The following is a 19,684-nucleotide window of genomic DNA, read 5'->3' on the forward strand; positions in this document are numbered from 1 at the left end:
GTCCCTGTATAGTATTTTTTACACAAGAAAATTTCCAACCAATCATGACGAGATGCCGGTGCAGACCTGGGGCTCGCCGGTAAGTCTGGTGATTCTGGTGGTATTACTGATCGCGGCTGTAGGGTATCTCGGACACTGGATTTTAAAAAATGAGAAGCACCGGGAACGGAACATCCGCCTGTTGCTTGCCTTTACCTGTATCTATGCGGCAGTCTACGGAATCGTCTGGGCCTTTGCCTGCAAATACCACATGATGTGGGATCCGCAGCTGGTATCCTTCTGGGGCGATCAGCTGGCCCACGGCATGAATGACGTCAGCGCCAGCGATATTGATTATCTGAGCTCCTATCCCCACCAGATGGGACTGATTGCGCTGCTGGAGCTGGTCTACCGGATCTGCGGTCCCGAGAACTATCATGCCTTTCAGGTGCTGAACGGGCTGGGTGCCGGAGCCATCGTATATCTGGGCTGCAAAATCATAAGAATGACCACGAAGCGTCAGGAGCCGGCAGTTTATTTTCTGCTCCTGATGTTGTGCTGTCATCCTTTATATATTTATGTGTGTTTTGTCTACGGAGAGGTGCTGTCTGTGTGCCTTTCTTTTCTTGCTGTTTACGCGCTTTTATTATATCTGGAGCGTCGGCAGATCCGCTACGGCGTGCTGCTGGGCGCGGCGCTGACCCTAGCCTGCCTGGTACGGAGCAACTGCTATATCGTCATTGCGGCCATCGCCTGCGTCCTTCTGGTAAAAATGATTTCCGACAAAAAGCTGCGTCACGGTCTGGTGCTGCTTCTGTGCCTTGCCATGTTTTTTGTGAGCCATACGGCTCTTGATAAGTTCTATGAGCAGCGGCTGGGCTTTTCATTGGAAAATGGTATGCCGACGGTGCTCTGGGTGGCCATGGGCCTGCAGGAGGGCGGAAGCGACGGCATTGAGCGGGAGGCCGGCTGGTACAATGGCTTTGCCTACGACGTCTTTGTGGACGAGTGCGGAAGAGATCAGGAGCAGTCGAAGCAGATTGGTATGGAAGCTGTGATGGAATCTCTGATGAATTTTAAAGAGCATCCGGCCTATGCCGCGGACTTCTTCTGGCGCAAGATCGGAAGTCAGTGGGTAGAGCCCACCTATTCTTGTATGCAGGAGACCAACCGTAGAATCGAGGAGCGGAGCACCTTTATGGATCGGCTTTACAAGGGTGATCTCTGGCCGGGCTTTGTGCGCTTTATGGACGTATATCAGTCCGTGATTTATTTCGGAGCCTTTCTGTTCCTGCTTCTGATAATTCGAAAAAAGATTCCGGTGGAGCAGCTGTCTCTGCTGATTGTAGTTATCGGCGGTTTTCTCTTTTACGTTGTCTGGGAGGCAAAATCCAGGTATGTGTTGCCTTATTTTATTATGCTAATCCCCTCCGCCGCCTGCGGTTGGGATCTGTTCCTGCAGAAATTAGGAAGGCTATGGGAAAAATGCGGAGTCGGCAGACGGGTACGTGCCTTTGCGGCTAAGCTTCAGACAGAAAAGACGGAACAGCTCTGCAGCCGCGTCATCTTACTCCTGGCCGGACTGCCCACAGCTTTTCTGTTTCTGTACAGCCTGATTTTCACCACCATTTATGAGAGCAACGATCTGGAGGTACCGTCCCAGACGGTGGATCCGGTGCCGCTTATCCTCCTGTTTGTGGCGGCTTCGCTGGCAGCTCTCTGGATGGCGGGCCGGTGGATTCTGAAAAAGGAAGCAAACCGGAAGCGGAATCTCCACATCCTGCTGGGCGTGGTGCTGGCCCACTGCGCGGTGTTTTGCATCGCCTGGAATCTGTTGGATCAGAGTGCGTTGCGGGCAGATCCCCTGTACATTCACGCCATCGGCGGCGGCTTTGCTTTAAGCGATCTGAACGAGAGTGCCATGGATTATCTCTACACCTATCCTCATCAGGCCGGACAGGCCCTTCTGGTGGAAATCGTATACCGCATCTTTGGTTATGAGAATTTCTTCGCGTTCCGGATGGTGAATACGTTGGGCGTATTGGTATTTGTGGTCAGCGGTTTCGCGATTACGGGAGAACTGTTCCGGAAGGACCGGGCGCAGGTGAACTTCCTGCTGCTGGCGGCTGGCTGTGTTCCGCTTTTTGTGTATACAAACGTAATTTACGGAGAAGTTCTGGCAATTGCAGCAGTTTCCTTCGGCCTCTGGATGTTCCTGCGGTGGCTGCGGGAGGAAAAGCTGCGGGATCTGATTTTAATGATTCTGGCGCTTGTTTTCGCCGTTTATATGAAAAATAACGCGCTGATCGCGGCGGTAGCTATCATTCTTACGGCGCTGATAAAAGCCGTTGCGGAGCACCGGAAGAAGCTGGCCGTCTGGATGATTCCGTTCCTGGCCGCGCTATTGCTTTCGCAGCCGGCCATGACAAAGCTCTATGAGCACCGGAGCGGCTGGCCCCTCGACCGGGGCATGCCGAAGACGCTCTGGGTAGCCATGGGACTCCAGGGTGAGGGCATGACCGCGGGCTGGTGGAACGAGTACCCGGATAAGGTCTATAAGGAACAGGCAGGTTACAACCCGGAGGAGGCCGACGCCATTGCGAAGGAAGCCATCGCATTTTCCGTGAAGGGGTTTGCGGAGCATCCGAAGGCAGCAGTATCCTTCTTTGGCCATAAATTCGTGAGCCAGTGGAACGACGCCGGCTACGGCTGTGAAGTGAGCGCCGGAAGCCAGGATACTCCGCGGCTGAAATTCTGGATGAACGGTTATCAGTCGCTGATTTTCCTGGGAGCCTGTGCCTTTGCGGTACTGGCATGGAAACGAAGATACCGGATCGAAGCGTGTCTGCCGGTGTTGATCCTGCTGGGCGGTTATCTGTTCCATCTGGCCTGGGAGGTCAAGGGACGATATGGTCTGTTCTATTTTGTGCTGCTGCTTCCGGCGGCTGCAGAAGGACTGGACGGACTTACGGAAAAAGCGTTGAAGAAGGAAAAAGCGGGGGAAAACGTTCATGAAGCATGAAAAAAAGTGGACGCTGGAGAGTCTGTCCTGTAAGGCTGTCTGGTTTTTGAGCACTCTGATTTTTCTGGTTTTGACGGTTACGGGTCTGATTTTTACCCGGTACTTTGTCGCGGATTATTCCATAGAGAAGCCTTATGTGAAAATAGCCTGGTTTCCGCTGATCCTTCTGGGGGCGGCGCTGTTGGGCCGGGTGATTTATCGGATTGCCTGCTGCATTTCAGAAGACGCGGTACGGGGAAAAAGACAGGTAAGGTGCCTGCTTCTTATCGTACTGATCTGGTGCCTGCTTTTTGGAGCTGTCTGGGTACTCCTGGCAGCCAGCACGCCGGTGGCCGATCAGTATATGGTAGCCACCAGCGCCGAGCGCTTTGCACAGGGCAATTATGGCCGTCTGGAATATGGAAAATATCTGTATTACTATCCGTTTCAGGTGGGACTGACGGCCTGGGAGGAGCTGAATTTCCGGCTCTTTGGACTGCATAACTATACGGCTCTTCAGCTGGGAAATGTGTTTGCGATCCTGGGAACGGTCTATGCAGGCTACCGGATTGTGAGCCTTTTATTTGACAAAAGAAGAGTGGAAGCGTGCTACCTTCTGCTGATGGCGTGCTGCTTTCCGCTTCTGATTTTCAGCGCGTATATCTACGGGGATGTGCTTTCTATTTTCCTGTCCATGCTTGTGCTGTGGCAGACGCTCAGAATGGTAAAAACAGAGAAAAAGTCCGCGGTTCTGTGGATGGTCCCGGCGGCAGCGGCAGCGGTGGCGCTGCGCAGCAACAGCCTGATTGTTCTGATTGCGGTCTGCTGCGTGCTGGGCGTAAAAGCCATAACAGGAAAAAAATGGATATATCTGCTGTGCGTTCTATTGCTGGGTGTGGGAGCTTTTGCGGGAAAAAAAGCGATCTATCAGTACTATGAGGCCAAATCCGGAACGGTGATCAACGATGGAATGCCGTCCGTACTCTGGATTGCCATGGGCATGCAGGAGGGCGATCTGGAAGCGGGCTGGTATAACGGATATTCCATTTACATTTATCAGGATACCTGTCTGTACGACGGCCCCACGGCGAAAGCGCTTGGAATTGCCGAGATCAAGGCAAGGGTGAAGGTATTTCTGAAAGATCCGCTTTATGCGGCGGATTTCTACTCCAGAAAATTTACCAGTCAGTGGAATGATCCCACCTATGGCTGTTTTATCATGACCTACGCGGCGGATCAGGGGCGAAGTGATCTGGGCGAAAGCCTCTACACAGGAACGCCGAAGGCCGTATTGGAGAAGTTTATGGACAGCTATCAGCTTGTGATTTACGGAGCGGTGCTGTTTCTGCTGGTATACAGACGAAAAGAAAAGCGGGAGCTGGAATGGTATGTACTTCTGATCGCCGTGATAGGCGGCGTGCTGTTCCACGAGCTCTGGGAGGCCAAATCCCGCTATGTACTCCCGTATTTTATCATGATGATTCCGATGGCCGCGGCGGGGCTTATGGAGCTTGGCGGAGCAATCGGAAAATGGAGGACGAAAGATGAGACTGCGAAAGGCGGCAGATAGGACGGTTTCCATACTGGGGCTGGGGTTATTTGGGGTACTGACAGGCTTCAGTCTGTTCCTGACCTCTCGGTTTGCGCTGAGCTATGAGGAAATTCCCCGCACGACAGGGGATATTTTCCCGCTGGTGCTGCTGATTTGCGGGTGTCTGACCTTTGTCATGTATCGGATTTCTGAATGGATGCTTCGGGAGGAGGAGCGGCAGGAACGACGCGTCCGGATTCTGGCCGGGGCGGTATTTTGCTATGTGCTTTTACTTGGCGTCTGGTGGGTCGGCGCCGCCGATGTGGTTCCGGCAGGGGATCAGGCGTCCATCTGTACGGCTGCGGAGCAGTTTCGAAACGGGAACTTCGAGATGCTCACCATCGATTCCTATGAGAAATATCTTTATATCTATCCTCATCAGGTAGGGCTGACGGCGGTTATGGAGGTCGTATTCCGGCTGTTTGGAGATGGCAATTATATGGCCTTTGAGTATCTGAACTGTCTGAGCGCGGCGCTTACGCTGTACTTCGGCTACCGCGTTACCCGCTGCCTGACCGGGGAAAAACGAGCCTGGATTTATGAGCTGTTCCTGAGCGCGGCCTGTTTCCCGCTGTTGTTTTATACGACCTTCGTGTACGGGGAAATGCTGTCGATCATGCTGTCGATGCTGACGATCTGGCTTTTTCTGGAATATCGGAAGCGGGAGCAGGCATGGTGGATGATCGGCTGCGCGTTTAGCTGCGCGGCAGCGTGTCTGGTCCGGAACAACTGTCTGATTTTGCTGATTGCCCTGGTTCTGGTGCTGCTGGTGACGGCCCGTGGCGAACGGAAATGGAAGCTGCTGCTGTCGGTTCTTTTGCTGGCGGCGGTATATCTGGGAGCGAAAAACGCAGTGCAGACCATGTACGAGCAGCGCTCCGGCGTGGAACTGAACGCGGGCGCGCCCAAGCTTCTGTGGGTGGCCATGGGGATGCAGAAGGGGGAAGGGGCTCCGGGCTGGTCCAACGGTTATATCCTGCACAATTACTGGGGAGCGTCGGACTTTGATAACGAGGCCGCTCAGGCTATGGCGGTTCAGGATATTAAGAATTCAGCGAAGGAGTTCCTGCATCATCCCAGGTACGCGTTGTGGTTTTATGCGGAAAAATTTGCAAGCCAGTGGAATGATCCCACTTATGAATGCTTTGCCATGACCCACATGGATAACGATCACCGAAGCGCGGTGGCGCAGAAGCTGTACGAAGGGGTTCCGCACAGGGCGATGACCTGGTTTATGAATCAGTATCAGAGCCTGATTTACGGCGGGTGCTTCCTGTGGATTCTGTATACATTCTGGAAGAAAAAGGATTTGTCCAGGCTGATACTTGTGATTACCGTGTTCGGCGGTTTTCTGTTCCATATGATCTGGGAAGCGAAGGGACGGTATATTCTGCCCTATTTCGTGCTGATGCTGCCGATGGCGGCAGGCGGCCTTGCGGAGGCTTCGGTGCGTATGCGGGAGTGGCTTAAGCGGCATGGCAGACTTCCGGTTAAAATGAAAATGCAGTAAAAAAATGGAACGTATAGTAGCGGGGAAATGACACATACTACTCTTACAGACAAAGGCGCGGATGGCGGTGGCTGTCCGCGCCTCACATAGTTTTTAACAGGAGGTAAGGGTACGATGACAAGACTGGATTGTACGGTAGGAAGCTGTCTCTACAATAAGGAGCAGTGCTGCTGCAAGGACAATATCGAGGTGGCGGGCGATCACGCGAAGCATTCCCGCGAAACCTGCTGCGAGAGCTTCCGGGAGCGGACCATAGGCGCGGCACAGAGCGGCGTGGAGATTCCAACCAAGAATACGGAGGTGGTCTGCAAGGCATGTGACTGCACCTTTAATGAGGACTGCAGATGTACGGCCAAGCATATCGGTATCGCGGGCGGGGCGGCCTGCGATTGTAAGGATACGGAGTGTGCTACGTTTCGGTGTAGATGTGAGTAAAATTTAGGTTATGTTCAGACAGGAGAATCCGGTTCTCCTGTCTGGGATGAAGTTCTATGTTTATGAGAGCATGCCGCCGAGCGTGCCGCCGGCGGTGCAGAGGAGCAGGGTGGTGATGAAGCTGGAGGCTTCGGCGCTGCCCTGACGGGCGGCCAGGGAGATGAGGGCCAGCAGGGTGAAGTAGAGGAGGCCGCCCGCCGCGCCCCAGAGGTATTTGCGGGTTTTCATCATTTTGCCCATGAGAAAGCCGGCCAGGAAGCAGGCGATGAGGTATATGGCGGTGATGCTTAAGTTGATGACGGACTCGGACAGGCGCAGCTTGTAGAGGAGCAGCGCAAGCAGAAGAAGCAGCCCGCCGGTGACGATGTAGGCGGCCAGCAGGGCCTTTAAAAGGCGCATGGCAGCGCCCTGATAATGTTTCATTTTTTCCATGATGGCTCCCTTCTGATGGGCGGCTCTTACGCGGGCCGCCTTTCTGGTTTAGTATATGTAGCGATTTTTCGGTCCATGCCTGAAAAAAATACTTTAAAAATCGCTGCATCTATGCTATACTGTTCTGTAACTACAGGGTATCACCAGATAATCCCTGGAAGATTGAAAGACAGGAGGGAAACCAAGATGAAGCATATTCAGACACTGAACACACAGATTCTGCAGAATACCGTGAAAAAAGGCGGCTGCGGAGAGTGCCAGACATCCTGCCAGTCAGCATGTAAGACATCCTGCACCGTAGGAAACCAGACATGCGAGCAGCATAAATAAGGCATATTTTCAAGGCTTTCAGAATACCCCGCCGCTGACGGCGGGGTATTTGAGCGATCACAGGTATTTTATTTAAGGAGACAACATGATACATCGTTACTATAATAATGGATATTACATCGTCCTGGACGTGAACAGCGGGGCTGTCCATGTGGTGGACGAGCTGGCTTACGAGGTTATCGGCCTGGTAGACGAGGCCTGTCAGCCGGATGAGATTGTCGCGAAATTGAAGGACCGCTGGCCCGAGAGCGACATCCGCGAGGTGCTGGAAGATGTGGAGGAGCTGACCCGTCAGGGCGTCCTCTTTACGGAAGATACATATAAGGATAAAATCATTGATTTCAAGAAGCGTTCTACTGTAGTCAAGGCCCTGTGCCTGCACATCGCCCATGACTGCAATCTGGCCTGCCGCTACTGCTTCGCCGAGGAGGGCGAGTACCATGGCCGCAGAGCGCTGATGTCTTACGAGGTGGGCAAGCAGGCCCTGGATTTCCTCATTGCCAATTCCGGAAGCCGCCGGAATCTGGAGGTGGACTTCTTCGGAGGCGAGCCGCTGATGAACTGGCAGGTGGTCAAGGACCTGGTGGCCTATGGACGTGAGCAGGAGAAGCTTCACGATAAGAAGTTCCGTTTCACCCTGACCACCAACGGTATTCTTCTGAACGACGAGGTTCAGGAGTTTGTCAATAAAGAGATGAGCAACGTAGTCTTAAGTATCGACGGACGAAAGGAAGTCAACGATAAGATGCGTCCCTTCCGCAACGGCCACGGCAGCTACGATATCATTGTGCCGAAGTTCCGGAAGCTGGCAGACAGCCGGAACCAGACCAATTACTACGTGCGTGGAACCTTCACCCGCAATAACCTGGACTTCTGCGAGGACGTGCTGCATATGGCGGACTTAGGCTTCAAGCAGGTGTCCGTGGAGCCGGTTGTGGCAGCGCCGGAGGAGGATTACGCCATCCGTGAGGAGGATATTCCGTTTATCTGCGAGCAGTATGACAAGCTGGCGGCAGAGATGGTAAAGCGTCATGGCAGGGAAAATGATTTCAACTTCTTCCATTTCATGATCGACCTGACCGGAGGCCCCTGTGTATACAAGCGCCTGTCCGGCTGTGGTTCGGGAACCGAGTACCTGGCTGTAACTCCCTGGGGCGACCTGTATCCCTGCCATCAGTTCGTGGGAAATGAGAAGTTCCTCATGGGAAATGTATGGGACGGCGTAAAGAATGAGGAGCTACGCGACGAGTTCAAGTGCTGCAATGTCTATGCCAAGGAAAAATGCCAGAAGTGCTTTGCCAAGTTTTACTGCAGCGGCGGCTGCGCAGCCAACTCCTACAATTTCCACGGAAGCATCAACGATGCCTATGACATCGGCTGCGAGCTTCAGAGAAAGCGTGTGGAATGCGCAATTATGATCAAGGCAGCTACGGCTGAGCAAGGAGAATAAAAGTCATGAAAAAGAGTACAGGAATTATCAGTCTGGTTCTGACGGTGGCTGTGACAGCGGGACTGCTGGCACTGGCTGCTGTGGGAGTGGGCGAGAACAAGACAGGAGCGGCAAAGAATATTCCGTTGGGTCTCGATCTGGCCGGCGGCGTGAGCATTACCTATCAGGCCAAGGGCGAGACGCCAAGCGCCGAGGAGATGAACGACACCATCTACAAGCTGCAGAAGCGTGTGGAAGGCTACAGCACCGAGGCGCAGGTTTACCCCCAGGGCGATGACCGGATCAACATCGAGATTCCGGGCGTGACTGACGCCAACGCTATTCTGGAAGAACTTGGAAAACCTGGTTCTCTTTCCTTCCAGGATATGTCCGGCAATGAGCTGCTGTCCGGTACAGATATCAAGACCGCTGAAGCAAAGGCTTACAAGGACAACCTGAACAACACCGATTATGAAGTGGCGCTGACTCTGACCGACGAGGGCGCGGAGAAGTTCGCGGAGGCTACCGCGGCCAACATCGGCTCCCGCATCGCCATTGTATATGACGGCGAGACCATCAGCGCGCCGACTGTACAGACCGCCATTACCAACGGTAATGCAGCCATTACCAATATGGAGTCCTATGAGTCAGCAGAGCAGCTGGCTTCCACTATTCGTATCGGTTCCCTGAAGGTGGAGCTGGAGGAGATCCAGTCCAAGGTCGTAGGCGCGCAGTTGGGCGCTGACGCCATCCGTACCAGTATGCTGGCCGGAATCATCGGTTTTGCGCTGGTTGTTATCTTTATGATTATCATGTACCGTCTGCCGGGCGTGGCAGCAGGTATTGCGCTGACTTCCTATGTTGGCATTACCTTAGGTCTGTTGAACGCATTTGAGATTACCCTGACCCTGCCGGGTATCGCAGGTATCATTCTGGGTATCGGTATGGCCGTGGATGCCAATGTCATTATCTTCGCCCGTATCCGGGAGGAAATCGGCGCAGGCAAGTCGGTAAAGGGCGCCATTAAGACAGGCTTCCAGAAGGCGCTGTCCGCTATTCTGGACGGCAACATCACCACGCTGATTGCGGCGATTATCCTGAGCCTGAAGGGCTCCGGATCGGTCAAGGGCTTTGCCCATACGCTGGCTTTAAGTATCGTGGTTTCCATGTTTACGGCCCTGGTGATAACCAGACTGGTTATGAATGCGTTTTACGCGCTGGGACTTCAGGACGCGAAGCTCTACGGTATCCAGAAGGAGCGCAAGACCATAAACTTCCTCAGCAAGAAAAATATCTGCTTTGTGATTTCCGCAGTGCTGATTCTGGGCGGACTGGCAGTTATGGGCGTGAACGGATCCAAGGGTAAGGGCGCGCTGAATTACAGCCTGGAGTTCCAGGGCGGTACCAGCATTACCATTCCGATGAACGAGGCCCTGTCCATTCAGGAGATCGACGAGACTGTGAAGCCGGTGGTAAGCGAGGTTATCGGAAGCAATGAGATTCAGGCCCAGAAGGTAGACGGCAGCAACGATGTTATTGTGAAGACCAGAGCCCTGGATCTGGAGACCCGAGAGGCCCTGTGCCAGGAACTGGTGGAGAAGTTTGGTGTAGATGAGAATCAGATTGCTATCGAGAACATCGGCGCGGCTATCAGCAGCGAGATGCGTTCCGACGCCATCACCGCTGTACTGCTGGCAGCCCTGTTTATGCTGCTGTATATCTGGTTCCGGTTCAAGGATATCCGGTTCGCGACCAGCGCCGTAGCGGCTCTCTTACACGATGTGCTGGTGGTACTGGCCTTCTACGCCGTGGCGCGGCTGTCCGTAGGCAGCAACTTCATTGCCTGCATGCTGACCATCGTCGGTTACTCCATCAACGCGACCATCGTCATCTTCGACCGTATCCGTGAGAACCTGGAGACCGCCGGAAGAAAGGCCGACCTTCAGGAGCTGGTAAACCGCAGTATTACCCAGACCCTGTCCCGAAGCGTGAATACGTCCGTGACCACCTTTATCACCGTTGCGGTTCTGTATATCCTGGGCGTAGCGTCTATCCGTGAATTCGCCCTGCCGCTGATGGTGGGTATCGTGTGCGGCGCTTATTCTTCGGTATGCATTACGGGTGCGCTGTGGTATGTGATGAAGACGAAGCTGGGTAAAAAGAACTAAGTTTTTTATTCAGTCAAAAGACAAGTACAAAAAAACATAGTATTAAGATAATTTTTCTTGATTTTCGTGCGATGCGTAAGCGAGCACGAGACATAAAAGGCAGATGGTGGATGCATCATCTGCCTTTTTATGTTATGATAATGTGCGGTACAAAATTTGAGTTACAGGAGATTATACATATATGAACGAACAATGGATACAAGCCCCCAAAATCGACGGCAACCAGGAGCTGGCCGCGCAGTTTCACATGAGCCCCATGGCCATGCGCCTGATCCGCAGCCGGGCCGGGGAGAGCGAGGCAGAGGTCCGGGCCTATCTCTGCGGCACCCTGGACGATCTGGCGGACGCCCGCCTTATGAAGGGCATGACGGAGGCCGTGGCGCTGCTGCTTGAGAAAATCCGGGCGGGCGCGTCCATCCGCATCATCGGCGACTACGACATTGACGGCGTGAACGCCACCCACATCCTGGTGACGGGCCTTCGCCGGGTGGGCGCGCAGGTGGACACGGTGATTCCCGACCGTCTGAAGGACGGCTACGGTATCAATGAGCACCTGATTGAGCAGGCGAAGGAGGCAGGTATCGACACCATCGTTACCTGCGACAATGGCATCGCCGCAGCCAAAGAAATCGCCTATGCAAAAGAACTGGGCATGACCGTCATTGTCACCGACCATCATGAGATACCCTACCGGGAAGCAGAGGACAGCACCCGCACCACGATCCTGCCCCCGGCGGATGTGATTGTGAACCCAAAGCAGGCTGACTGCCCCTATCCCTACAAAAAGCTCTGCGGCGCAGCCGTGGCCTGGCGGCTGGTGGAGGTACTCTATCAGGAGGCAGGCGTCCCCCGGGAAGAATTCCTCGATTTGGCTCAGTTTGCAGCCGTGGCCACCATCGGCGACATTATGGATCTGACCGGTGAAAACCGGATTCTGGTAAAATACGGATTAAAACAGTTAGCAGATACTACCAACCCGGGTTACCGGGCTCTGCTAGCTGTCAACGGCCTGGAGGGTAAGAAGCTCACCGCCTACCACATCGGCTTCGTTATCGGCCCCTGCATCAACGCCAGTGGCCGCCTGGACACTGCAAAGAGGGCACTGGAGCTGCTGGGCGCGTCCTCTAAGACCGAGGCGGAAAAGCTGGCCGGGGATCTGAAAGCCCTGAATGACAGCCGGAAGGATCTGACGGCGAAGGGAACCACCGAGGCTATCCGCCTTATCGAAGAGACCGATTTGGGTCAGGATAAGGTTCTGGTGGTCTACCTGCCCGACTGCCACGAAAGCCTGGCCGGTATCATCGCAGGCCGCATCCGGGAGCGCTATTTCCGCCCCTGCTTCGTGCTGACCGACGGTGAGGAGGGCGTGAAGGGATCGGGGCGTTCCATTCCCGGCTACCACATGTTCGAGGAAATGACAAAGGTGGCGGAATTATTTACCAAATTCGGCGGCCACCCCATGGCGGCAGGCCTGTCCATCCCCACGGAAAATGTGGAACTCCTGCGGAAGCGCCTGAACGAAAACTGTCGCCTGACCGACGCAGATCTGATTCCGAAGCTGTCCTACGACGCCGTCCTGCCCATTCAGTATGCAGGCGAACAGATTATAAAGGAGCTTGAGCTTCTGGAGCCATTTGGCAAGGAAAATGATAAGCCCCTGTTCGCGGCAGCGAACGTCCGGGTGAAAAGCGCCCGCGTCATCGGTAAAAACCGCAACGTCTTGAAGACTGTCCTGGAGGACGACAAAGGAAGCCGCCTGGAGGGCATCAGCTTCGGCGACGTGGAAGCTGACCTGCATTACATAGAAAGCAAAGACACCGTCTGCTTGCTCTATTACCCGGAAATCAATGAATTTCAGGGGAGGAGAACCGTACAGGCGGTCATTGAAAGCTGGAGATAAAAAACGATGGATCTGGTGCGAAAGCACATTTAATGGAAAAAAGTAGAAAATTAACAGATTAAATTATTGAAATTGTGCAAAAAACAGAGAAAAATTGTGAAAAGGGTTGTATATAGAAAATCGGTGTCCTATAATAACCCTTAACTTCCAAAATAAAAAGACAACGAGGAGGAAAACGTTATGTCAGTAAACAAGAAGATAAAAGCGCGTTACGCGGAAATCGCTCAGTTTCTGGGCCTGCGTTTCAACGAAGAGTATTGTGTGGTTTATGGAGAGAAGGATGGCTTTACGCTTCGCATCAGCGGCCTGGACAATGGCCGGGGTATCGAGTACGGTATGGTCTGCGTATCGGTCGGTGTGTCTGAGAATGGCGTGAAGCTTGAACAGGATAAACAGTTCCGCAAGGAGCATAAGGGCGTCATGGGCATCGTACAGGAAAAGCATACTGTCCGGATGACCCTGAAGCAGTGTAAAAATATGGAGAAGCTTAAGGGCGTTCTGCAGGACTCCCTTCCGGCCTTCCTGGACATGCTGAAGCTGGGAGGATTTACCAATGGCTGTGAGCTCTGCGGCGAGGCCAAGGAGACCGGAGCAGCTTACGTGGCAGGCAATTCCATCTGCCTCTGCGACGAGTGCTACGACAAGGTCAGCGAGAACGCGGCGGCTTACACTGCAAATGAGAAGAACAAGAAGGAAAACCTGGTAGGCGGCGTCGTAGGCGCGCTGGTAGGCTCCCTGCTCGGCGTAGCCAGCATCATTCTGCTGAGCCAGATGGGTTATGTGGCAGCCCTGTCCGGCGTCATCATGGCAGTCTGCGCGCTGAAGGGCTACGAGCTTCTGGGCGGCAAGCTGACCAAGAAGGGTATCATCATCAGCGTAGTGATTATGATCATCATGACCTATGTGGGCGACCGCCTCGACTGGGGCATCATGATTGCCAGAGAGCTGGAGGTAGACGTTTTCTACGGCTACCGTCTGGTACCGCTGCTTCTGTCTGAGGAGATCATCGATGCGACCAGCTATGTGGGCAACCTGGTACTGGTATACGCCTTCCTGCTTCTGGGCGCCATCCCCACCATCCGCAACGCCATGCGCAGGGACAAGGTGGCAGGAACCATCTGCAAACTGCATTAAGAAACGAAAAAAACGGCCCGGCCTGTAAAAACGCAGACGGGCCGTTGGCGTTACAAAGCCCGTAAATCCGGCCCCCTGTCTTGTCAAACACCGGGAATCATGCTATAATGGGCAAGTATGTAAATACCGTGCTGACAGGACGGTAGTTTTTTGTTTTTAAAATTTAACAAAAAAAGGAAAGAAGAGGAAGAAACATGAAGAAGATTGAAGAATACGTCAGAAGCATACCGGATTTCCCGGAGGAGGGAATTATTTTCCGCGATATCACATCCGTACTGCAGGATGCGGACGGCCTTCATCTGGCCATTGACTCCATGCAGGCTCTGCTGGACGGCGTGGATTTCGACGTGGTCGTAGGAGCAGAGTCCAGAGGCTTCGTGTTTGGTACTCCGATTGCCTATAATCTGCATAAGCCCTTCGTACTGGTGCGGAAGAAGGGCAAGCTTCCCTGCGAGACCGTTTCCCGCTCCTATGATCTGGAGTACGGTACCGCGGAGATCGAGATGCACAAGGATTCCATCAAGCCGGGCCAGAGAGTCGTTCTGGTGGACGATCTGATCGCCACCGGAGGAACCATCGAGGCGGCTGCGAAGCTGGTGGAGGAGCTGGGCGGCAAGGTCGTGAAGATCATTTTCCTGATGGAGCTGGCAGGCCTGAAGGGCCGGGAGCGTCTGAAGGATTACGATGTGGCGTCTGTCATCCGTTACGATGGAAAATAAATAATACAGGGGGACGAGTGAGATGAAGAAGTTTTTCGAGGAATTTAAGAAGTTTATTTCCAGGGGCAACGTCATGGATATGGCAGTCGGTGTTATCATCGGCGGCGCGTTCACCGCGATAGTCAATTCTCTGGTAAATGATATTTTCATGCCGGTGCTCTCCCTGATTACCGGCGGCTTTGATATTGCCGGCATGTCCGTGTCCTTCGGCGTGGGCGACAATGCGGCGACATTGAACTACGGCGCATTCCTTTCCGCTGTAATTAATTTCCTGCTGATCGCGCTGGTGATCTTCTGCATCATCAAGGCCATGAATACCGCTAAGGACAAGATGCTGAAGAAGCAGGAGGAGGAAGCGCCCGCTCCGACCACCAAGAAGTGTCCCTATTGCATGTCTGAGATTGATATTCAGGCGACTAGATGTCCTCATTGTACATCTGAGTTGCAATGATTTGGATCAGCCTGAAGCACTTGCTGCTGAAGGCGTAAGAAAGTGATTCAGGAGTGCAAAATCCCATCGGCGAAGCCGATTTTCATGGATTTTGCATGAATTGTAACTGTGAAGGGACTGAACAGTTATAATTACAAAAAGGCAGGTGTTGATTATGGCAGAGACGAAAATCGGTGTAAAAAACAGAGATATGGAAGTGAACCGGGACGACGAGAATGTGAAGGCAATGCAGGATTTCACCAGTCCGGATGTCCTCTACAAAGAGCTGATCGCCAGCGTCCACAAGTACCATCCGTCCACCGATATCTCGATGATTGAAAAGGCCTACAAGATCGCGTCTGAGGCGCATCAGGGACAGCTTCGGAAATCAGGAGAGCCGTACATCATTCACCCCTTGTGCGTGGCCATTATCCTGGCAGATCTGGAGCTTGACAAGGAGACCATCGTGGCAGGACTTCTGCATGACGCGGTGGAGGATACGGTCATGACCACCGAGGAGATCGCGGCGGAGTTCGGCGACGATGTGGCCCTTCTGGTAGACGGCGTCACCAAGCTGGGACAGCTGTCCTATTCTGCGGATAAGATCGAGATTCAGGCGGAAAACCTGCGTAAAATGTTCCTGGCCATGGCCAAGGATATCCGTGTCATCCTGATTAAGCTGGCCGACCGTCTGCACAATATGCGGACCCTTCAGTACATGAAGCCCGAGAAGCAGAAGGAAAAGGCCCGGGAGACTATGGACATCTACGCGCCCATCGCCCAGCGTCTCGGTATTTCCAAGGTCAAGAATGAGCTGGATGATTTATCGCTGAAATATCTGGAGCCGGAGGCTTATTATGACCTGAAGGAGCAGATTGCTGAGAAGCGGAGCGTCCGGGAAGCCTTCGTCCAGCGTATCGTGGCGGAAGTAAAGAATCACATGGACAACGCAGGCATCGAAGCCCATGTGGATGGCCGTGTAAAGCATTTTTTCAGTATCTATAAGAAAATGGTGAACCAGCACAAGACGCTGGATCAGATATACGATTTATTTGCGGTCCGGATCATCGTGGAGACGGTCAAGGACTGCTATGCAGCCCTGGGTATCATCCATGAGATGTACAAGCCCATTCCGGGCCGTTTCAAGGACTATATTGCCATGCCCAAGGCCAATATGTACCAGTCGCTCCATACGACACTGATTGGCCCCAACGGCCAGCCCTTCGAGATTCAGATCCGTACCTACGAGATGCACAAGACTGCAGAATACGGTATCGCTGCCCACTGGAAATACAAGGAGAGCAGCGACGGCAAGAAGCCGGTGGATCAGCAGGAGGCTGAGAAGATGACCTGGCTGCGCCAGATTCTGGAGTGGCAGCGGGATATGTCCGATAACCGGGAATTTATGAACCTCTTAAAGAGTGATCTGGATCTGTTCTCCGAGAGCGTGTATTGCTTTACGCCCAGCGGAGACGTGAAGACCCTGCCCAGCGGTTCCACGCCCATCGACTTCGCCTACAGCGTCCACAGCGCGGTGGGTAATAAGATGATTGGCGCCCGGGTCAACGGAAAGCTTGTGACCATCGATTACAAGATTCAGAACGGCGACCGCATTGAGATTATTACGTCTCAGAATTCCCGCGGACCCAGCCGCGACTGGCTCAATGTGGTCAAGAGTACGCAGGCGAAGAATAAGATTAATCAGTGGTTTAAAAACCAGTTTAAAGAGGATAATATTTTAAAGGGCAAGGAGATGCTGACCCAGTACTGCAAGGCCAAGAGCATCAATATGTCCGATATCATGAAGCCGGAATTCCAGAATCTGGTCATGCGGAAATACGGCTTCAAGGACTGGGATTCCGTGTTGGCGGCCATCGGCCACGGCGGCCTGAAAGAGGGCCAGGTGGTCAACAAGATGGTGGAAGAGTATGAGAAGATCCACAAGAAGGAGATCACCGATGAGAAGGTTATGGAGGCGGTCACCGAGAACAGTGACAAGAAGCTGAAGCTGGCCAAGTCCAAGAGCGGCATCATCGTCAAGGGCCTGACCGACGTGTCAGTCCGTTTCTCCAAGTGCTGCAGCCCGGTACCGGGCGATGAGATCGTGGGCTATGTAACCCGTGGCCGCGGCGTGTCCATTCACCGGACTGACTGCGTCAACATCATGTGTCTGCAGGAGTCCGAGCGTGCCAGACTTATCGACGCCGAGTGGCAGGATATGGGATCTGCTTCTTCGGGCGAGAAGTACGCGACGGAGATCAAGATCTACGCCAACAACCGCACCGGGCTTCTGGTAGATATTTCCAAAATCTTCACCGAGCGGAATATTGACATGACCCAGATGAACGTGCGAACCAGCAAGCAGGGAACGGCGACGATTTCCATTACCTTTGAGATCAGCAGCAAAGAGGAGCTGCAGAAGATTGCGGAGAAGCTGTATCAGGTGGAGAGCGTTATGGACGTGGAGCGCGCCACCGGCTGATGAACCGCTGGAGGATAAGATGAAAGTAGAACGTATGGTGCTTGGTCAGATACAGACCAACTGCTATTTTGTCATAAATGAAGCCACGAAGGAGGCCATCGTCATCGATCCGGCGGATCGGCCGGAGGCGGTGCTTCGAAGGGCCGTGGACGAGGGACTGGATCTGAAAGCTATTTTTCTGACCCATGGACATGCGGATCATATGCTGGGCGTACCGGAGCTGAAGGCAAAGCTTGAGATCCCCGTGTATGCCTGCGAAGCGGAAAAAGAGCTGCTGGCAGACCCGGAGCAGAATCTGTCTCCGGCGCTTTTCCGGAAAAGCGTGGCGTTTGCCGCAGACGTGTGGGTAAAAGATGAGCAGGTGATAGAGGTGGCAGGCATGGAGTTCCATGTCTTTGCGACGCCGGGCCATACGCCGGGCGGTTGCTGTTATTACAGCGCGGAAGCAGGCGTGCTGTTCTCCGGAGACACCCTGTTCGCAGGCTCTGTGGGACGGACCGATTTCCCGGGCGGAAGCATGAGCGCACTGGTACGGGGCATCAAAGAGAAGCTTACGCCACTGCCGGACGAGACAAAGGTGTACCCTGGCCATATGGAAGAAAGCACCATCGGCGCGGAGCGGCGTTACAACCCCTATCTGGGATAAGAAAAAGGATAAGATAAATGGTTGAAGTTAAGATAAATGATGAAAGCTTTGCGTATGACATTCATTCGCTGATTCAGGCCTTTTACGGCGGCGAGGAGGTTCAGGTCCGTGTTAAGGAAGCCTTCACAGAAGCGGTTCCGGTTCAGATGGATGTGCAAGTTACCGACCGGGACATCAGCTTTTCTATCATTCAGAATGGGGCCTTTCAGGAGAAAGGCCATGTTTATGTGGAAAATCCGGACCGGAAAGCGGTAAAGAATCAGTTAAAGAAGCTGATGTACGACAAGCTCTGCGCCTTTACCGGTGAGACCCTGCCCTGGGGCACCCTGACCGGTATCCGGCCCACGAAGATTCCCATGGCCATGCTGGAGGAGGGCAGGAGTAATCCGGAGATCGCCCGGTATATGTGGGATACCTATGATTGCAGCAAGGAAAAGGCGGCTCTCGCCATCTCCATTGCCAACCGGGAGAAAGAGGTCCTGAAAAATCTGGATTATGAAAACGGCTACAGTCTCTATGTGGGCATCCCGTTTTGCCCCAGCATCTGTCTGTACTGTTCATTTTCGTCCTCTCCGATCAAGCTCTGGGAGAAGAAGGTGGAGGATTATCTGGCGGCGCTTTTTAAGGAGCTTGCGTTCCTCGGAAAGGCTTACGCGGGCCGGAAGCTGAATACCGTGTATGTGGGCGGCGGTACGCCCACGACCCTGACGGCGGAGCAGCTTGATCGGCTCATGATCTGTATTGAGCAGAATTTCGATTTTACTTATTTACAGGAATTGACAGTTGAAGCCGGACGTCCCGACAGCGTGACCCCGGAGAAGCTGAAGGTCTTAAAAGAGCATAAGGTCACCCGTATCTCCGTGAATCCCCAGACGATGAATCAGAAGACCCTGGATCTCATTGGCCGGAAGCATACGGTAGAGGAGACGAAGCAGGCCTTTTCTATGGCACGGGAGGCAGGCCACGACAATATCAATATGGACCTTATCGTGGGACTTCCCGGCGAGGACATTGAGGATGTGCGCCATACCATGGAGGAGCTGAGAAAGCTCGATCCGGACAGTATCACCGTCCATTCCCTGGCGGTCAAGCGGGCGGCCAGACTCAAGCTGTTCCGGGATACCTATGAGGAGATGGGGCTTCGGAACAGTCAGGAGATCATGGACTTAACCTATCGGTATTGTGTGGAACAGGGCGTATATCCCTATTATCTGTACCGTCAGAAGAATATGGCGGGTAATTTTGAAAATGTGGGCTACGCAAAGGTTGACAAAGCCGGAATTTACAATATACTGATTATGGAAGAAAAGCAGACCATTCTGGCGGCAGGCGCAGGAGCTTCTACAAAATTCGTCTTCGCGTCTGACCATATCGAACGCGTGGAGAATGTCAAAGACGTGAAGCAGTATATCGAACGCATTGACGAGATGATCGAACGGAAGCATAGCTTCATGCTGAAAAATGGTCTGATGTAATTATTCAGGTACTGAATAATTAC

At 53.4% G+C, this 19,684-nt stretch carries 15 protein-coding genes; 14 read left to right on the plus strand and 1 reads right to left on the minus strand.

Annotated features, from left to right (window positions below):
- The first annotated feature begins 52 nt into the window (after positions 1-52).
- From ACESZP_RS05810 to ACESZP_RS05825, 4 genes are all read left to right on the plus strand, one after another.
- Positions 53-3,001, plus strand: a complete 2,949-nt coding sequence (locus ACESZP_RS05810) for an ArnT family glycosyltransferase (protein WP_499708316.1) — start codon at positions 53-55, stop codon at positions 2,999-3,001.
- The gene (locus ACESZP_RS05815; RefSeq protein ID WP_499708317.1) at positions 2,991-4,550 is read left to right on the plus strand and encodes a glycosyltransferase family protein; all 1,560 of its coding nucleotides are present in this window, start codon (positions 2,991-2,993) and stop codon (positions 4,548-4,550) included. Before ACESZP_RS05810 ends, ACESZP_RS05815 begins: the two co-directional genes overlap by 11 nt.
- Positions 4,525-6,081 (plus strand): glycosyltransferase family 39 protein, encoded by a 1,557-nt coding sequence (locus ACESZP_RS05820; protein WP_499708318.1) that lies wholly within the window; start codon positions 4,525-4,527, stop codon positions 6,079-6,081. The genes ACESZP_RS05815 and ACESZP_RS05820 overlap by 26 nt, the downstream gene beginning before the upstream one ends.
- Before the next feature lie 114 nt (positions 6,082-6,195).
- A complete protein-coding gene (locus ACESZP_RS05825; protein ID WP_178039908.1) occupies positions 6,196-6,516 on the plus strand; it encodes a DUF1540 domain-containing protein in 321 nt (106 codons plus the stop codon).
- 60 nt (positions 6,517-6,576) lie between these two features.
- Here ACESZP_RS05825 and ACESZP_RS05830 read toward each other — a convergent pair whose 3' ends face one another.
- Complete coding sequence (locus tag ACESZP_RS05830) at positions 6,577-6,948, minus strand: TIGR04086 family membrane protein (protein ID WP_178039909.1); 372 nt, start codon at positions 6,946-6,948, stop codon at positions 6,577-6,579.
- Between the two features lie 186 nt (positions 6,949-7,134).
- Here ACESZP_RS05830 and scfA point away from each other — a divergent pair, with 186 nt between their 5' ends.
- From scfA to hemZ, 10 genes are all read left to right on the plus strand, one after another.
- The gene (gene scfA / locus ACESZP_RS05835; protein ID WP_158362647.1) at positions 7,135-7,278 is read left to right on the plus strand and encodes a six-cysteine ranthipeptide SCIFF; all 144 of its coding nucleotides are present in this window, start codon (positions 7,135-7,137) and stop codon (positions 7,276-7,278) included.
- An 85-nt stretch (positions 7,279-7,363) separates the two neighbouring features.
- Complete coding sequence (scfB, locus tag ACESZP_RS05840) at positions 7,364-8,728, plus strand: thioether cross-link-forming SCIFF peptide maturase (RefSeq protein ID WP_499708319.1); 1,365 nt, start codon at positions 7,364-7,366, stop codon at positions 8,726-8,728.
- A 5-nt stretch (positions 8,729-8,733) separates the two neighbouring features.
- Positions 8,734-10,875 (plus strand): protein translocase subunit SecD, encoded by a 2,142-nt coding sequence (gene secD, locus ACESZP_RS05845; protein ID WP_499708320.1) that lies wholly within the window; start codon positions 8,734-8,736, stop codon positions 10,873-10,875.
- 181 nt (positions 10,876-11,056) lie between these two features.
- On the plus strand, positions 11,057-12,775 hold the full coding sequence (gene recJ / locus ACESZP_RS05850; RefSeq protein WP_499708321.1) for a single-stranded-DNA-specific exonuclease RecJ: 1,719 nt from the start codon (positions 11,057-11,059) through the stop codon (positions 12,773-12,775).
- A 180-nt stretch (positions 12,776-12,955) separates the two neighbouring features.
- A complete protein-coding gene (locus ACESZP_RS05855) occupies positions 12,956-13,909 on the plus strand; it encodes a hypothetical protein (protein ID WP_499708322.1) in 954 nt (317 codons plus the stop codon).
- 194 nt (positions 13,910-14,103) lie between these two features.
- On the plus strand, positions 14,104-14,628 hold the full coding sequence (locus ACESZP_RS05860; protein WP_178039914.1) for an adenine phosphoribosyltransferase: 525 nt from the start codon (positions 14,104-14,106) through the stop codon (positions 14,626-14,628).
- A gap of 22 nt (positions 14,629-14,650) precedes the next feature.
- Positions 14,651-15,079 (plus strand): large conductance mechanosensitive channel protein MscL, encoded by a 429-nt coding sequence (gene mscL, locus ACESZP_RS05865; protein WP_178039915.1) that lies wholly within the window; start codon positions 14,651-14,653, stop codon positions 15,077-15,079.
- A 154-nt stretch (positions 15,080-15,233) separates the two neighbouring features.
- Entirely contained in the window at positions 15,234-17,540 is a 2,307-nt protein-coding gene (locus ACESZP_RS05870) for a RelA/SpoT family protein (protein ID WP_499708323.1), read from the plus strand.
- Positions 17,541-17,559: 19 nt separating this feature from the next.
- A complete protein-coding gene (locus tag ACESZP_RS05875; protein ID WP_178039917.1) occupies positions 17,560-18,186 on the plus strand; it encodes an MBL fold metallo-hydrolase in 627 nt (208 codons plus the stop codon).
- A 17-nt stretch (positions 18,187-18,203) separates the two neighbouring features.
- Positions 18,204-19,661: a coproporphyrinogen dehydrogenase HemZ gene (gene hemZ / locus ACESZP_RS05880; protein ID WP_349163297.1), complete on the plus strand. Its 1,458-nt coding sequence runs from the start codon at positions 18,204-18,206 to the stop codon at positions 19,659-19,661.
- Positions 19,662-19,684: the final 23 nt, after the last annotated feature.

The sequence above is a fragment of the Candidatus Dorea massiliensis AP6 genome (genome assembly GCF_964245105.1).
In the GTDB taxonomy this organism is placed as follows: domain Bacteria; phylum Bacillota; class Clostridia; order Lachnospirales; family Lachnospiraceae; genus Laedolimicola; species Laedolimicola intestinihominis.

What these genes read in the sequence shown, in the direction of transcription:
- recJ (WP_499708321.1), top strand. Translation starts at nt 11,057, where the DNA reads ATGAACGAACAATGGATACAAGCCCCCAAAATCGACGGCAACCAGGAG.
- ACESZP_RS05855 (WP_499708322.1), top strand. Translation starts at nt 12,956, where the DNA reads ATGTCAGTAAACAAGAAGATAAAAGCGCGTTACGCGGAAATCGCTCAG.
- ACESZP_RS05825 (WP_178039908.1), top strand. Translation starts at nt 6,196, where the DNA reads ATGACAAGACTGGATTGTACGGTAGGAAGCTGTCTCTACAATAAGGAG.
- mscL (WP_178039915.1), top strand. Translation starts at nt 14,651, where the DNA reads ATGAAGAAGTTTTTCGAGGAATTTAAGAAGTTTATTTCCAGGGGCAAC.
- hemZ (WP_349163297.1), top strand. Translation starts at nt 18,204, where the DNA reads ATGGTTGAAGTTAAGATAAATGATGAAAGCTTTGCGTATGACATTCAT.
- ACESZP_RS05860 (WP_178039914.1), top strand. Translation starts at nt 14,104, where the DNA reads ATGAAGAAGATTGAAGAATACGTCAGAAGCATACCGGATTTCCCGGAG.
- ACESZP_RS05815 (WP_499708317.1), top strand. Translation starts at nt 2,991, where the DNA reads ATGAAGCATGAAAAAAAGTGGACGCTGGAGAGTCTGTCCTGTAAGGCT.
- ACESZP_RS05820 (WP_499708318.1), top strand. Translation starts at nt 4,525, where the DNA reads ATGAGACTGCGAAAGGCGGCAGATAGGACGGTTTCCATACTGGGGCTG.
- ACESZP_RS05870 (WP_499708323.1), top strand. Translation starts at nt 15,234, where the DNA reads ATGGCAGAGACGAAAATCGGTGTAAAAAACAGAGATATGGAAGTGAAC.
- ACESZP_RS05875 (WP_178039917.1), top strand. Translation starts at nt 17,560, where the DNA reads ATGAAAGTAGAACGTATGGTGCTTGGTCAGATACAGACCAACTGCTAT.
- secD (WP_499708320.1), top strand. Translation starts at nt 8,734, where the DNA reads ATGAAAAAGAGTACAGGAATTATCAGTCTGGTTCTGACGGTGGCTGTG.
- scfB (WP_499708319.1), top strand. Translation starts at nt 7,364, where the DNA reads ATGATACATCGTTACTATAATAATGGATATTACATCGTCCTGGACGTG.
- ACESZP_RS05830 (WP_178039909.1), bottom strand. Translation starts at nt 6,948, where the DNA reads ATGGAAAAAATGAAACATTATCAGGGCGCTGCCATGCGCCTTTTAAAG.
- scfA (WP_158362647.1), top strand. Translation starts at nt 7,135, where the DNA reads ATGAAGCATATTCAGACACTGAACACACAGATTCTGCAGAATACCGTG.
- ACESZP_RS05810 (WP_499708316.1), top strand. Translation starts at nt 53, where the DNA reads ATGCCGGTGCAGACCTGGGGCTCGCCGGTAAGTCTGGTGATTCTGGTG.